The sequence below is a fragment of the Pseudochelatococcus sp. genome (assembly GCF_050946405.1).
Lineage (GTDB): Bacteria > Pseudomonadota > Alphaproteobacteria > Rhizobiales > Beijerinckiaceae > Pseudochelatococcus.
Genome location: NZ_JBMNUS010000006.1, coordinates 93,671 through 107,741, shown reverse-complemented (window position 1 = coordinate 107,741; position 14,071 = coordinate 93,671). Strand labels below are relative to the sequence as shown.

Sequence of the window (14,071 nt, the reverse complement as noted above, 5' to 3'; positions counted from 1 at the left end):
CCGTCAGAAGATAGCGCTGCCGTGATCAACATCACGCGCCACCGCCAAAATCAAGCCAATCTGTGTAAGCTATCGTCAAAAATTGCGCATGGAAAGCACTTTTGATTGACGAATACAGAATGATATTCTAAATGGAGAAATAAGCTCGACCAACGGGCAACACCCTGGGAGGTAAAAATGCGTTTCTTCAGACTGGCGGCCTCGGCCGCCGTGGTGGCGCTTTGCGCGAGTGAAGCCGCGGCCGATTACACCATCGGCGCGCTCTTTCCCCTGAGCGGCACCAACGCGACCTATGGCGACATCTTCATGTCCGGCGCCGACATGGCCGCTTCTCACATCAATGCAGACGGCCTTCTCAAGGAAAAGGTCGTGATGCGCTACGAGGACAGCCAGGCGATGCCGCAGCCGGCCGTCGTCGGCATGACGAAGCTCGTGAACGTCGACAAGGCGCAATATGTGCTTTCCGCGTTCACCGGCGTATCGAAGGCGATTTCAACCCTCGCCACGCGCAACCGCGTCGTCGCGATCAACGGCGGCGGCGTGGGGCCGGATCTCGCGAAGCTGGGCGATTACTTCTGGAACGTGATCCCGCTCGCCAATTTCGAGATCCGCGCCCTCGTGCCCCACCTCGTCGGCGAGGGTGGAAAGCGCTGGGCGCTCGTCTATGTCGACGATCCGCTGGGAGCGTCGGCCAAGGAGGAACTCGCCACCCAGTTGCCGAAGTCCGGCGGGGAGTTCGTCGACAGCTTCGCCGTGCCCACCACGGCCCAGCAATTCGCCGGCATCGCGGCCAAGGTGCGCGCCGCGAATGTCGACGTGGTCTACATCGCCTCCTACGGCTCGCAGCAGATCCAGATCGTCAAGCAACTGCGCGAGAACGGCGTGAATGCGCAATTCGCATCCTATTCCGGCATGGGCGTTCCCGATGTCATGGCGCTTCCGCAGGCCGAGGGGCTTCTGTACACGTCCCAGGCCATCGATTTCGAATCCGACGATCCCGTCAGCAAGCGCTTCATCAGCGATTTCAAGCAGAAATACGACCGGCTTCCGTCGTCATACACGGTGAATTACTATAATTCCGTACGCCTGTTCGGCCTTCTGGCGAAACACCTCGAGGAAAACGGCAAGCCCGTGACGGGCGAGAACCTGCTCGCCGCGCGCCGGGAAATCGGCGCTTTCAATCTCGTCGGCGGTTCGGTCCGCTTCGAGGAAAACGGCACGCTGCTGGCGCCCATTCAGGTGAACCGCATCGCGAAAGGGTCGTCGGAAGTCGTGAAGACCTTCGACCTCGCCGAGTGATCCGCCATGCTCTGGCTTCAGCTCGCCATCACGGGGCTTCAGGTGGGCGCGACTTACGCGCTCACCGCGGTCGGCTTTTCGCTGATCTTCGGCTCGACCCGGATCTTTCACTTCGCCCATGGCGCGACCTGCGTGCTGGCGGCCTATGTCTTCTACTGGGCGAACCTGCAAGGCCTGCCCGTCGTGCTGTCGATCCTGGCGGCGGCGGTCGCGGCGGTGACGTTCGGCGTCGGCATGGACCGTCTCGTCTACGCCCCGATCCAGCGTGACAAGGGCTCCTTCTTCACGGTGTTCGTGGCCTCCTTCGGCATCGGCATCGTGGTCCAGAACGTCATCGGCATGGTCTTCGGCCGCAGCTTCGTCACCATCGACACGCCGCTGTCGCAATCGGTGGAGATGCTGCCGGGGCTCTACGTCTCGCCGCTGGCGTGGATCGCCATCGCCGCCGCCGCGCTGTTCTATGTGGCGCTCCAGTGGATGCTGCATCACACCCACATCGGGCTGGCGCTGCGCGGCCTTGCGGACAATCCCGAGAACATCCGGGTCTACGGTCTCGATCCGCGCCGGCTCTCGACCTGCGCCTTCGCCATCGGCTCGCTGCTCGTCGTGCCGGCGGCGATCATCACCGGCGCGACATCCGGCCTCAATCCGGCCATGGGGCATCATGTGATGCTGATCTCGCTCGCCGCGACCATCGTGGGCGGCATCGGCTCCATCCGGGGCGCGCTGCTCGCGGGCTTCATCCTGGGCATGGCGGAAAGCCTCTCCCTGATCTGGGTGGCCGCGCAATGGACCGAGGCCGTCACCTTCGCCATCCTGTTCCTTTTCATCCTGCTGCTTCCCTCCGGCCTGTTCGGCCGTGCGCAGGCGCACTGAGGTGCCGACGACATGGAAGCCTATCTGCTCAACATCGGCGTGCTGATCACGATCTACGCGATCCTCGCCACCACGCTCAACTTCATCATGGGCTACGCCGGCATCTTCTCGCTGGCCCATGCGGTGTTCTTCGGCATCGGCGCCTATGTCGGCTCGTGGCTGGCGATGAACGTATCGACATCGCTGTTCGTGACGCTGCCGGCCGCGGCCGTCGCCTCCGCCCTGGTTTCCATCGCGCTGGCGCTGCCGGCATTGCGGGTGCGGGGGGAATACTTCGTCGCCGCCTCGCTGGGGTTGCAGGTGATCGGCGTGACGATCTTTTCCGAGTGGAAATCCTTCACCGGCGGCGTCGGCGGGCTGGTGGGCGTGCCGCCGGTCAGCCTGTTCGGCGTCGAGTTCTATCAGCCCGGCCAGTTTCTGCTCGTGTCCCTGGCCTGCCTCGCCGCCGTGGTCCTGATCGTGCGCGCGCTGGCCCACTCGAGTTTCGGCCGCTCCCTCATGGCCATCCGCGACAGCGAATCCGCCGCTCTGGCCTTCGGCAAGAACGTGGCGCTCATCAAGACCTATTCGGTGATGATCTCGGCGGCGATGACCGCCATCGCGGGCGTGCTCTACGGCAGCTACATGAGCTTCGTGAATGTCGAAAGCTTCATGCTGGATACCTCCGTGCTCATCATGGCGATGGTGATCATCGGCGGCACCGGCACGATCGCCGGCCCGATCGTGGGGGCGGCGCTCCTGCTGATCCTTCCCAACGCGCTGAGCTACCTGAGTTTCCTGCCCCAGACCGAAATCGGATCGATCCAGCAGATCATTTACGGTCTCGGCATGGCGCTTCTGATGATCTTCCGCCCCGGCGGCCTCGTGAACCGCGGCTGAGGCGCCACCATGAGCAGCCGAAACATGAACAGCCGACAGACGGACAACAGCAACCAGCCGGGCGACGTCCTGCTCTCGATCCGCCATCTCAACCTCTCCTTCGGCGGGGTGAAGGCGACGGACGATGTGACCCTCGATCTGCGCGCCGGCATCGTGACGACACTGATCGGGCCGAACGGCGCGGGCAAGACGACGCTGTTCAACCAGATCACCGGCCATCTGACCCCCGACGGCGGCGAAATCGTCTGGCTCGGCGATTCCATCCTCGGGCGCAAGCCCTACGAGATCGCGCGCAAGGGCATCGCACGCACCTTTCAGGATCTGCGCCTCTTCCATGAGATGACGGTCGAGGAAAACGTGCTGACCGTGATGGAGCACAACGCGCTGCCCTTCAGCTTCGCCGGCCCTTCCCGCGCAGAGAAGCGCGCGCGCGTCGACGAGATCCTGACCCGCCTCGGGCTTTCCGGCAAGCGCCGCGTCCTTGCGGCGGATCTGGCCTATGCCGAACGCAAGTTCCTGTCCATGGCGCGGATCATGGCCGCGGGCGCGAAGCTCTGGCTTCTGGACGAACCGGCCTCCGGCCTCGATCCCAACAGCTACGACCTGTTCCTGCGCATTCTGCGCGAGGAGGTCGCGAAGGGCGTCACCGTCTGCATCATCGAGCACAATCTCGACATCGTGGTGCAGATTTCGGACCGCATCTGCTTCCTCGATCGCGGCAAGCTTCTCGCCGACGGCGATCCGCGCAGCGTGCTGGACGACCCGGCTCTCGCCGCCATCTATTTCGGAGACCGCGCAGCATGAGCGCAAAAGTGTATCTGGAAGGGCGCGGCCTCTCCGTCGGCTACGGCGGCCGCCCGGTCATCGAGGATATCGCCATCTCGCTGCGCGAGAACGAGGTGCTGTGCCTTCTCGGCCACAATGGAGCCGGCAAATCGACGCTGCTCAAGACGCTGTTCGGCCTGCTGGCGCCGGCGAAGGGGCAGGTGCTTCTCGACGGGCAGGACGTGACGGGCCTCTCGCCGCGCGCCATCGCGGCGCGCGGCGTCGCCATGGTTCCCGAGGGGCGCGGCATCTTTCCCAGCCTGACGGTGGACGAGATTTTCCGTCTCGGCACCTGGGCCGGCGATATCCCGAAGAGCGAGCGCCATGAGCGGGTGGACTGGGTGCTGGGCATCCTGCCGATGCTGCGCGAGTTCTGGACGCGCCGCGCCGGCACGCTCTCCGGCGGGCAGCAGCAGATGGTTTCCATCGGCCGCGCGCTCCTGAGCAAGCCGCGCATCCTGATCCTCGACGAACCGTCGATCGGCCTCGCGCCCAAGCTTTTTCAGGATCTCCTGCGCCCGATCCGCGCCCTTCAGCAGGAAACGGGCATGTCGATCCTGATCGTGGAACAGAACGTGCGCGAGGCGCTCAAGATTTCCGACCGCGTGGAGGTCATGAAATCCGGGCGCATGATCTGGGAGGGACGGCCTGACGCCCTGTCGGACGACAAATTGCTGATGGAGCTTTACTGATGACATCTGCCGATATCCGCTTCGACGATCTTCTGGCCATCCATCGCGCCCGCGGCCCGCAATCGGTGGTGTGCTGGCGCGAGGACGGCCGCGAGGTGCCGCTTTCCGAGTTCGAGGGGCTGATCGGCGGTGCGGCCGACTGGCTGCGCGCCCATGGCGTGGCGCGGGGCGACCGCATCGCGGTGATGATGCTCAACCGCGTGGAATGGCTGGCGATTCTGTTCGCGGCCGCCCGCATCGGCGCGGCGGTCGCGGTGGTGAACACCCGCTACCGCGCCGGCGAGGTGCATCACATCCTGAAATCGTCGGGGGCGAAGCTCTTCGTCCTCCAGCATGACGGCCAGAAGCCCGATTTCCTCTCCATCGTCGCCGAAGTGCCCGGCGACGATCTGCCCGCTCTCGAAGCCTTCGCGATCGTGGGGGAAAACCCGCCCGGCACGCTGCTCGGGCGTCCGTGCCATGCGCTCGCCGTCACGCCCCGCGCTCCCGGCCCCGATGCGGAAAGCGCGCCGTCCGATCCGGTGATCCTGTTCACCACGTCGGGCACCACCAGCCTGCCCAAGCTCGTCGCGCATGCGCAGAAGACCATCGGCCTGCATGCCGTCGCCACGCGCGAGACGCTGCGTTTCGAGGAACTTCCACCGCGCGGCTACCTCGCGGCCCTGCCCTTCTGCGGCGTATTCGGCCTCAATCCGGCCATGGCGGCCATCGGCTTCGGCGTGCCCGTCCAGCTCGTGACCCTGTTCGACGCCGCTCTCGCCGCGCGCCTGATCCGCGAGCGCGAACTGAGCCACATGGTCGGCAGCGACGAGATGTACCGCCGCATCTTCGAGCACGACGCCGCGGTGCTGCCGACAATGACGCTATGCGGCTTCGGCGCCTTCACGCCCGGATGCGCGGAGGTGCTGGAAACAGCGGCGGCGGCCGGCGCGCCGCTCGTCGGCGTCTACGGATCGAGCGAGGTCAACGCCATTTTCGCCATTCAGCCGCCGCACCTGCCCGTCGCGGAGAGGCTCCGGGGCGGCGGCATGACGGCGGTGCTGGACGAGCCGCGCGTGCGCATCGTCCATCCCGATACCGGCGCGGACTGCGCCGCCGGCGAGACGGGACATCTGCATATCGCGGCGCGAAGCAACTTCATCGGCTATTTCGCCAATCCCGAAGCCACGGCCAAAGCGGTCGATGACGAGGGGTTCTTCAACACCGGCGACATGGCCTATCGGCGCGAGGACGGCAGTTTCGTCTATGTGGCGCGGACGGGCGACGCCATCCGCCTTTCGGGCTTCCTCACCGATCCGGGCGAGATCGAGGAGGCGCTCAAGGTTCACGGCGGCCTGCGCGAGGTGCAGGTGATCGGCGTCGAGATCGACGGCCAGCCCCGCGCCGCCGCCTTCGTGCGGCGCGATCCCGACGCGCCCCTCGATATCGCGGCCGTGATGGCGGCGCTGAAGCCGCGGATCGCCGCATACAAGCTGCCCGCGCGCATCTGGGAAATCGAGGCGTTTCCCACGGTCCCCTCGGCGAACGGGGTCAAGATCCAGCGCACCGCGCTGCGGCAATGGGCGCTGGCGCGCCTGAAGGAAGAGGAATCGGCGCAGGAAGGGGCGGAAGCATGAGCAAGGGATATTGCTACGAGGATTTCGCCCCCGGCCAGGTGTTCACCACCGCCGGGCGCACCCTGACGGAAACCGACCTTCAGATGTTCTCCATGCTGACGGGAGACTGGAATCCGATCCACAGCGATGCCGAATACGCGGCGACGACGCGGTTCGGTGAACGGCTGCTGCACGGCACCCTCGGCATCGGGCTGTGCATCGGCATGCTACATCCGCTCGGCATTTTCGACGGCACGGTGGTGGCCATGCTCTCCGTCGACAACTGGCGTTTCCTGCGCCCCCTGACCATCGGCATGACGGTGCATCTCGAACTCGAAATCATCGAGAAGGAGCCGGGGCGAAGCGGCAGGACCGGACGGATCGGGCGACTTTTCCGGCTGAAGAACCAGCACGGCGAGGTCGTGCAGGAAGGCCGCGCCGATGTGCTGGTGATGACGCGGGCCGGGCTCCCGGACGGGAAGCCGGCCTGACGCCGACGGCCGATGCAGGTGTTCGTCAGGGTTCCGCGGCATCGGCGGCGATGTCGCGGCCCTTGTCGGGCTCCCCGCGTTGCAGACGATAGACGCGGCCGACGGACGGCAGGATGGCGAGGACCAGCACGCCGAACGCGGCCGCGAACAGGCCGATGAGCACCTGAAGGCTGCCCCAGTGGGCCAGGACGCCGATGATGAAAGCGCCGCCGGCCGGCCCCGAGCGAAAGAACAGGCCGTAAAGCGACAGCACTCGCCCGCGCATGTGAAGGGCGCTCATGGTCTGCACCATCGACTGCATGCCGATGTTGCAGACGACATGAAACAGGCCGGCGAAGGAAATCGCCGCCAGTCCGTATTCCGGCCGGCTCGTGAGGGCGAACGCGATCAGCGCCACCGCAATGCCCAGCGCCGCGCCGAATGTGGTGATCACCAGCGCCCGCGGGCTCCGGGTCCTCAGCATCCAGCCCGCCCCGCACAGGGCGCCGACGCCCTGCGACGTCAGCAGCAGCGCCAGCATCTCGGGACCGCCCCCGAACGTCTCGCCGGCGATGGCCGGAAAAAGCTCCGTGAACGGACGCGCCATGAAAGCGAAGGTCGCCGTGAGCAGAAACAGCAGCGCGATTTCCGGCGTCCGGCGGATATAGGAAAACCCGGAGGCGATATCGGACAGAAGGGGCTTGTCCTTCACCTGCGCGCGCGGCTGGCTGATCCAGCGGCGGATATGCACGATCACCAGCATGAACGGCAGAAACGACAGCGCATTCAGCAAGATCGCATATTCGATGCCGCCATGCAGCATCACGATGCCGCCGAGCGCCGGCCCGACGACGCGCGCCACGTTGGTGGCCATGGAATTGGCGGCGATCGCCTGGGGCGTGCGGCCCTTCGGCGCGATGAAGCCGATCACCAGCATGCGGACCGGCTGATTGAAGCCCTGCGCGCTGGAATTGAGGGCCGCCCAGGCGAGAAGAAGCCATGGCGTGGCGATATCCGCCGCCACGATGGCCAGGAGCAGCAGGCTGCTCGCGAGGGAGGCGGATTGCGTGGACAGGATCAGCCGGTAGGGGTTGCTGCGGTCGGTCGCCGCGCCCGCGAGCGGCGCAACCCAGAAGGCCGTCACCAGATCGCACAGCGCGATCGCCCCCACCCACGCCGCCGAACGCGTCAGCTCCCAGATCAGCCAGCCCACGGCCGCCTTCTGCATCAGGGTGCCCCCGAAGCTGATGCAATGGGCGGCCGCATAAAGAACGAAATCCCCGACCCGAGGCCCCGCGGCATCGGAAGGGAGCTGCGCATTGCTCATGATGGTGAACAGAGCATTTTGATTTTTCCCTGAAACGCGGAAATGTTCTGCTTCCTTGTTCTGACGCCATTCCCGGCAAGGGCGCAGGCCGCCCTTGCCGGGAATGCTTCGCTGCCGAAGGTTGGCGGAAAGGCCGCGCGCCAGGTCCGGTGTCGTGACGGAATCGGATCGTGCGCCCGGCCGGCCGCATTACCCGCGATGATCCGACGGGAGGGTCAGATAGCGCTCGCCCGTATCCGGCAGAACGACGACGATGGTCTTGCCGGCGTTTTCGGGGCGCGAGGCGATCTGCGTGGCCGCCCACAACGTCGCCCCGGAAGATGTGCCGACGAAAACGCCTTCCTCGGAGGCGAGGGCGCGCACCGTCCGACGCGCGTCCGCCGTTTCCAGGGCGATGATCTCGTCCACGACGGAGCCGTCATAGTTGCCCGGCAACAATTGCGGATCGATCTCGCTCACCTTGTGCACGCCGTCGATTTCATCGGGATAGGGATTCTCTTCCGTCGGCAGCGATCCCTCCGCGGGCTCCGCGACGACGACCTTTACATCCGGCTTCTTCGACTTCAGGAACTTGCCGGCGCCTGAAATCGTTCCGCCCGTGCCCACGCCGGCGACGAGGAAATCGACCTCGCCGTTCGTATCCCGCCATATCTCGGGGCCGGTATTGTCGAAATGAGCCTGCGGGTTGACCGGATTGGCCAATTGATCGGTAAAGTAGGCGTCGGGATTCTCTTCCCTGATCCGGTTCGTGATCTTTTCGAGCGCCTCGGGATCGAGGAAGAACTCGTTCCTCACCGGCACCACCTCGACGCCGAACAGGTCGAGAATCCTGATCTTGTCCGGGCTGATGTTGTCGCTCGCGTAGAACTTCGCCCGGTATCCGCGCGAAGCGGCGATGGCGGCGAGAGCGATGCCGGTATTGCCGCTCGTCACGTCGACGATGGTGTCGCCGGGCTTGAGCCTGCCGGTCTCCTCCGCATCCTTGATGATGGCCCAGGCGATACGGTCCTTCACGCTTCCGGCCGGATTGAAATATTCGATCTTCGCGACAAGGCGGCCGGGCAAGTCCCGGTTTTTCCGGTATCGATGCAGCTCCAGCAGCGGCGTATTGCCGATCAATTGCGAAAATTCGTCGTATATTCTTCCCGCTGGTCCCGTACCCATAAGATTCCTCCTTGATTGTTGCCGGAAAACGATCGGTCCCGTCGTGGTTTCGCGAAAGGGCGTCACTTCAGGCTGATGTCCTCGGCGATGAACAGCTCGTCGAAGCGCGGCGCGAAGTCGATGCGGTTGTTGATCCCGTAATTGGCTTTCGGAAAATAGATGCCGATCTGGGGCCGTTCATCGGCGACGATCGCCTGCGTCTTCCTGGAAATCTCGTTGCGCCGGGCGTCGTCCGCCTCGACGCCGCCCTCGCGGGCGAGCGCGTCGTATTCCGCGCTGTTCCACTTGTGATGTTCGTTCCAGTCCCGGCGGTAGAAGCTCGATGCGTCGGTGTAGCTTCCCATGCAGCGGAAATACGCTTCGCCGAATTTGTCGGCCTGCTGCCGATCCTTGTACACGGTCCAGTCGAGCACCTGGAGTTTCACGCGGATGCCGATGTCCTCGAGATAGCCGGCGATCACCTCCGCCACTTCCTTGTCCTTGATGTAACGGCCGTTCGGCGTGGCGAATTCCAGCTCGAATCCGTTCGCATGGCCGGCTTCCGCCAGCAATTGTCGCGCCCGCTGCGGATCGAAGCGATAATCCTTGTCGAGATCGGGATTGGCGCCGGGAATTTCCGGCGGGAAGAAGCCGCGCGTGGGCACGCCGAGCCCGGACAGCACATCCTTCACGATCACGTCGCGGTCGATGGCGATGTCGATGGCCTCGCGCACGCGCGGATCGCCGGTCGGGGTATCGGGCGCCGTGCGCAGCAGCAGGATGCAATTGCGGGCGATGTTCGACGCCGCGGTCCGGGTGGCCGTGTTGGCGTTGATGCGGGCGATGTCCTCCGGCGGCACGGCCGTGGCGATGTCGACCCCTCCGGTGATGAGTTCGGAAACGCGGGTCGTGGTTTCCGGCAGGGCGCGGAACACGACCTTCTCCCACTTCGGCTTGCCGCCCCACCACTGGTCATTGCGCAGCAGGGTCACGCGATCGGCCTTGGCCCATTCGCCGAACCTGTAAGGCCCGGTGCCGACAGGCTCGGCGAAGAACTTTTCCGGCGTTCCCGCCGCCTCGAAAGCCTTCCGGGGCAGGATGTTCGGGCCGACGCCGACGAACTTGTGCAGCAACAGCGCATCAACGCCGTCCGTCTCTATCTCGACCCGGTGCGGCGACAGCACGCGCACCTCCCTGACGGTCGAAAACTTTCCGTTGCTGCGCAGTTTCCTGTCGTCTTGCAGCCGGTCGATGGTGAACTTCACGTCCTCGGCGGTGAAGGGATCGCCATTATGCCACCTGACATCCCGGCGCAGATCGAAGACCCATGTCGTGGGCGAGGTGCGTTCCCACTTCTCCGCGAGAGAGGGCCTGAACTCCAGCGTTCCCGTCGAAAAATCGGCATTCACGAGCTGATCGTACAGATTGATCAGGACAGCCGACGTCGCGTTGGTGCCGTGATTGCCGGGATCGAGAGAAATGATGTCGGTCCCGGTTCCGATGGTGAGCGTATCGCCGCGCTCCCCCGCCCCGGCGCCGTGGGCGGAGACGGCGGCGAAACCGAGAGACCATGCGACGGTCATCGCGATAAACGATCTGGCCATGATGTTTCTACATCCCTGATAATGCGAGGTCGGAGCGCCTTCCGGCCAGCCCCGTCACGCTCCCTCGAACAGGTAGCGGTCAGCCACCAATGCGCCGTAGAGGCTCGCCGCGCGATCGCGGCCGATAGCCCGCGCGGCGGTGTCCAGAAACTTGACTTCGACGGCAGGCTCCGGCCGCGGGCCGTCGTTGCGCAGCCGGGGCAGCTTCTCCACCTCGTGCCGGAGATGGCGGCCGTCGGCGGTTTCGATGCGCACGACGGCGCCTTGCGCGTCGTCGCGCTCATGCCGGCCGAGTTGCACGCGCGCCATGACGGCGCGGGTGGCGGGGTCCTGAAAAACCGTCTCGTCCTCATAATCGTCGAGCACGACCTTGCCGGCCACGATGGCGCGCGCGGCGCTGTAGTGCGGGCTGAACTTCGCCGCAAGCGGCGTTTCGGGCTGCGGAACGTTGATGTGGGGGAAGCGGATCGGATGGACGTCGATCTCGATGCGGACGATATCCTCCGGCCTCAGCCCGCCGGCCTCGCGCAGCGCCAGCACGCCGTCCAGCGGGGCGGCGATGGCATGGCAGCACGGATAGCGCTTTTGCAGGATGCCGCGCTCCGAATCGAGGATCTTCGGCGGACCGGACCAATCCTCGCTCACCGGCGTCGCGTCATAATTGCCGGGGCCGTTGTTGAAGACGTTGAAATAGCCGTGATGATGCTCGAAGGCGGCCGGGCCGGACGAAAAGCCGTTCTTCGCCAGCAGGGCCGCCGTGATCGCATTGCGGTTGGCATGGCCCACGATCAGCGGCTTCGTCATGCTGCCGAAGTTCGACTTGACGCCGGAAGCGAACGATGTCGCGATGCCCAGTGCGGCGGCGGTCTGCGCTTCCGTCAGGCCGAGCAGCAGCGCCGCCGCCGCGACGGCGCCGAAGATGCCGATCGTCACCGTGGGGTGCCAGCCGTGGGTATATTGATAGGCGCCGACCGCTTCCCCGACGCGCGCGGAGGTTTCGAAGGCCGCGATGAACGTTTGCAGGATGACGCGGCCGTCGCGGTCATGCTCGTCCGCCAGAGCGAGAATCGTCGGCAGGATGCTTGCCGTGGGATGTCCGCGCACGAGCGGGCTGGAATCGTCGAAATCGAGCATGTGCGCGGCCGCGCCGTTGAGAAAGGCCGCGTTGGGGGCGTCGACGCGGCGATCCGTCCCCAACACGCGGCTGCGGCCGGCGCCGGCCAGCGGCAAGACGGTCCGCCGATGGATGCGCGCCCCCTCATGCGCGCTGCCCGCCAGAATAACGCCGATCGTGTCGATGATCGCGGCCCGCGCAATATGATAGCTCTCTTCAGGATAGTCGCGCCCGGCGAACGCCAGAAGATTGCGCGCGATAGACTGGGATACGGTCATTGATCATCCTCGGGAACGGAAGCTTGCAACGCTCCGGGAAACAGCATTCGCCTCCCGAGTCCGGGCTTTTCGGGGTGCGCGAGAGCGTGCGCGGCCGGATCGGCAAAACACCGGCCGCACACAAATTATAATTTCGATAGAAACACTTTATAAAATGAGCCGGATATCCGTCAAGGGCATATCCGAAGATTTGAAACGGCACTTTCAGCGGGATTTCGATTACTTCATGCATTATCGGCATGACGCTCTCAATAAAAACTATGGAACCGGCTTTTCTCTCCAGAAAAAAGACCGCCAAACGCACCGATGCATGAAGGATCGCATGTATGGAAAGCCGGCGCTTGCATGGGAAAACGGGATAAAAGAAAAAACCGGCCGCGAAAACTTGACTTTTGACCTCGGCTCAAACCATACGTCGAACCTTGAGGCTGCCGGCGCCATGCACGAGGCAACCATGCGCGGCCCGGCATCCGGCTTTCACCCACCCCCGTTGCATGTCCAACCTCCGGCATTCCCGTGCGATCGCGACCGCGCGGCTTTCCGGGGCACGCCGGCGACGAGAAACGAAAGGCTGCAAGAAAAATGACGAGCGAGACCGCGGCGGCCGGCGACGGGCCGCGCGACGTATGGCGCACGCCCGGCTACCGTGTCTATCTGGCTTCGCGGTTCATCTTCCACCTCGTGAACCGCATGCTGGTCGTCGTCCTCGGCTGGCATGTCTACGGCCTCACGAACGATCCGCTGCACCTGGGATATGTCGGCCTGGCGATGTTCGCGCCAGTGCTCGCGGTGGGCCTCGCGGCCGGCGATCTGGCGGACAGGTTCAACCGCGCCGGCGTGGTCGCGGCCGGCTCTTTCACGGCCTTTCTCGCCTCGGCCGGCCTGCTGCTGCTGTCGCTCGCCGACACGCCCGACATCGCCCACATTTATATCGCCGCCGGCCTGTTCGGCACGGCGATCGCCGTATCCAAGCCGGCGCTGTGGGCGCTGCTGGGGCAGGTCGTGCCGGCGCGCCGCTTTCCCGCCGCCGTCAGCCTGTCGACCGGAGCGGGTCAGGTCGCGACCATCTTCGGCCCCGCGCTCGCGGGCCTTCTGCTCCTCGCGGGCCTGACGGTCGGCTACGCCGGCATCGCCGTCATCACCTTCATCGCCATCGGGCTCGCCGTCCTGATGATTCCCGCGGCGGCCGGCGCCGCGCGCGCGGAACGGCGCGACAGGACGCCGGGGCATATGCTGGCGGGCATCCGCTATATCTGGAGCACGCCGGTCCTCCTCGGCATGGTGCTGCTCGATCTGTTCGCCGTGCTGTTCGGCAGCGTCGTCGCGCTGCTGCCGGTCTTCGCACGCGACATCCTCGACGTGGGACCCGCCGGCCTCGGCGCGTTGCGGGCCGCCCCCGCCGTGGGAGCGACCGCCGCCGCGTTCTTCCTCGCCCGCGCCATGCCCCGGCGCGGCGCGGGCGCCGTCATGCTGGGTTTCAGCGCGCTGTTCGGCATCTCGGCAACGGTCTTCGCCCTTTCGGAGATCTTCCTGCTATCCCTGATCGCCCTGGCGGTCGGCGGCGTCGCGGACATGGTCAGCGTGGTCATGCGCCAGACGGTGCTCCAGCTCGGCACGCCGGACGCCATGCGCGGAAGGGTCAACGCAGCCGCGCAGGTCTTCATCAGCGCCTCGAACGAAGTCGGCGACTTCCGCGCCGGCGCCGTCGCGGGATGGCTGGGCGCGGCGCCCGCCGCCGCGATCGGCGGGCTATGCACCGTCGCTATCGCCGCCGGCTGCGCATGGGCTTTTCCCGCGCTGCGCCATCTGTCCGATCCCCGCTCGATCGCCGCAGACCGACAATCCTGAATCCGCCGCGCCGCGAACCGCCGCGCATTCGCGCGGCAAAAAAGGGGTTTGCTTGCCGCAAAACATAGTATATATATTCTATCGAATTGACCGATAGAATGCTCCGCCGGAGCCATCGGGC

13 protein-coding genes are annotated in these 14,071 nt (G+C 65.4%); 9 read left to right on the top strand and 4 right to left on the bottom strand.

Annotated elements, in window-relative coordinates; all coding sequences use genetic code 11:
* Positions 1-177 precede the first annotated feature (177 nt).
* Genes ACOYJQ_RS10800 through ACOYJQ_RS10770 form a run of 7 tightly spaced genes read left to right on the top strand, consistent with a single transcriptional unit; the run spans position 178 to position 6,657 of the window.
* Positions 178-1,299, top strand: coding sequence for an ABC transporter substrate-binding protein (locus tag ACOYJQ_RS10800; RefSeq protein WP_433458326.1), 1,122 nt, complete (start codon positions 178-180; stop codon positions 1,297-1,299).
* A 6-nt stretch (positions 1,300-1,305) separates the two neighbouring features.
* Positions 1,306-2,175, top strand: a complete 870-nt coding sequence (locus ACOYJQ_RS10795) for a branched-chain amino acid ABC transporter permease (RefSeq protein WP_433458324.1) — start codon at positions 1,306-1,308, stop codon at positions 2,173-2,175.
* Between the two features lie 12 nt (positions 2,176-2,187).
* Positions 2,188-3,054 carry a branched-chain amino acid ABC transporter permease gene (locus ACOYJQ_RS10790; protein ID WP_433458322.1) on the top strand — a complete coding sequence of 289 codons (867 nt, stop codon included), beginning with the start codon at positions 2,188-2,190 and terminating at the stop codon, positions 3,052-3,054.
* A 9-nt stretch (positions 3,055-3,063) separates the two neighbouring features.
* On the top strand, positions 3,064-3,858 hold the full coding sequence (locus ACOYJQ_RS10785) for an ABC transporter ATP-binding protein (protein WP_433458320.1): 795 nt from the start codon (positions 3,064-3,066) through the stop codon (positions 3,856-3,858).
* Positions 3,855-4,571: an ABC transporter ATP-binding protein gene (locus ACOYJQ_RS10780; protein WP_433458318.1), complete on the top strand. Its 717-nt coding sequence runs from the start codon at positions 3,855-3,857 to the stop codon at positions 4,569-4,571. The genes ACOYJQ_RS10785 and ACOYJQ_RS10780 overlap by 4 nt, the downstream gene beginning before the upstream one ends.
* Positions 4,571-6,187 carry an AMP-binding protein gene (locus tag ACOYJQ_RS10775; RefSeq protein WP_433458317.1) on the top strand — a complete coding sequence of 539 codons (1,617 nt, stop codon included), beginning with the start codon at positions 4,571-4,573 and terminating at the stop codon, positions 6,185-6,187. Before ACOYJQ_RS10780 ends, ACOYJQ_RS10775 begins: the two co-directional genes overlap by 1 nt.
* A complete protein-coding gene (locus tag ACOYJQ_RS10770) occupies positions 6,184-6,657 on the top strand; it encodes a MaoC/PaaZ C-terminal domain-containing protein (RefSeq protein WP_433458315.1) in 474 nt (157 codons plus the stop codon). Before ACOYJQ_RS10775 ends, ACOYJQ_RS10770 begins: the two co-directional genes overlap by 4 nt.
* Positions 6,658-6,682: 25 nt before the next feature.
* Here ACOYJQ_RS10770 and ACOYJQ_RS10765 read toward each other — a convergent pair whose 3' ends face one another.
* The 4 genes from ACOYJQ_RS10765 to ACOYJQ_RS10750 form a co-directional block, all read right to left on the bottom strand.
* The gene (locus ACOYJQ_RS10765) at positions 6,683-7,963 is read right to left on the bottom strand and encodes an MFS transporter (protein ID WP_433458314.1); all 1,281 of its coding nucleotides are present in this window, start codon (positions 7,961-7,963) and stop codon (positions 6,683-6,685) included.
* A gap of 189 nt (positions 7,964-8,152) precedes the next feature.
* Entirely contained in the window at positions 8,153-9,127 is a 975-nt protein-coding gene (locus ACOYJQ_RS10760) for a PLP-dependent cysteine synthase family protein (protein WP_433458313.1), read from the bottom strand.
* A 62-nt stretch (positions 9,128-9,189) separates the two neighbouring features.
* Complete coding sequence (locus tag ACOYJQ_RS10755) at positions 9,190-10,710, bottom strand: ABC transporter substrate-binding protein (protein WP_433458312.1); 1,521 nt, start codon at positions 10,708-10,710, stop codon at positions 9,190-9,192.
* A gap of 54 nt (positions 10,711-10,764) precedes the next feature.
* The gene (locus ACOYJQ_RS10750) at positions 10,765-12,102 is read right to left on the bottom strand and encodes an MmgE/PrpD family protein (protein ID WP_433458311.1); all 1,338 of its coding nucleotides are present in this window, start codon (positions 12,100-12,102) and stop codon (positions 10,765-10,767) included.
* Positions 12,103-12,256: 154 nt separating this feature from the next.
* On the opposite strand from ACOYJQ_RS10750, the gene ACOYJQ_RS10745 reads away from it, so the two are divergent.
* Entirely contained in the window at positions 12,257-12,688 is a 432-nt protein-coding gene (locus tag ACOYJQ_RS10745) for a hypothetical protein (RefSeq protein WP_433458310.1), read from the top strand.
* Positions 12,685-13,950, top strand: coding sequence for an MFS transporter (locus ACOYJQ_RS10740; RefSeq protein ID WP_433458309.1), 1,266 nt, complete (start codon positions 12,685-12,687; stop codon positions 13,948-13,950). The genes ACOYJQ_RS10745 and ACOYJQ_RS10740 overlap by 4 nt, the downstream gene beginning before the upstream one ends.
* Positions 13,951-14,071 lie beyond the last annotated feature (121 nt).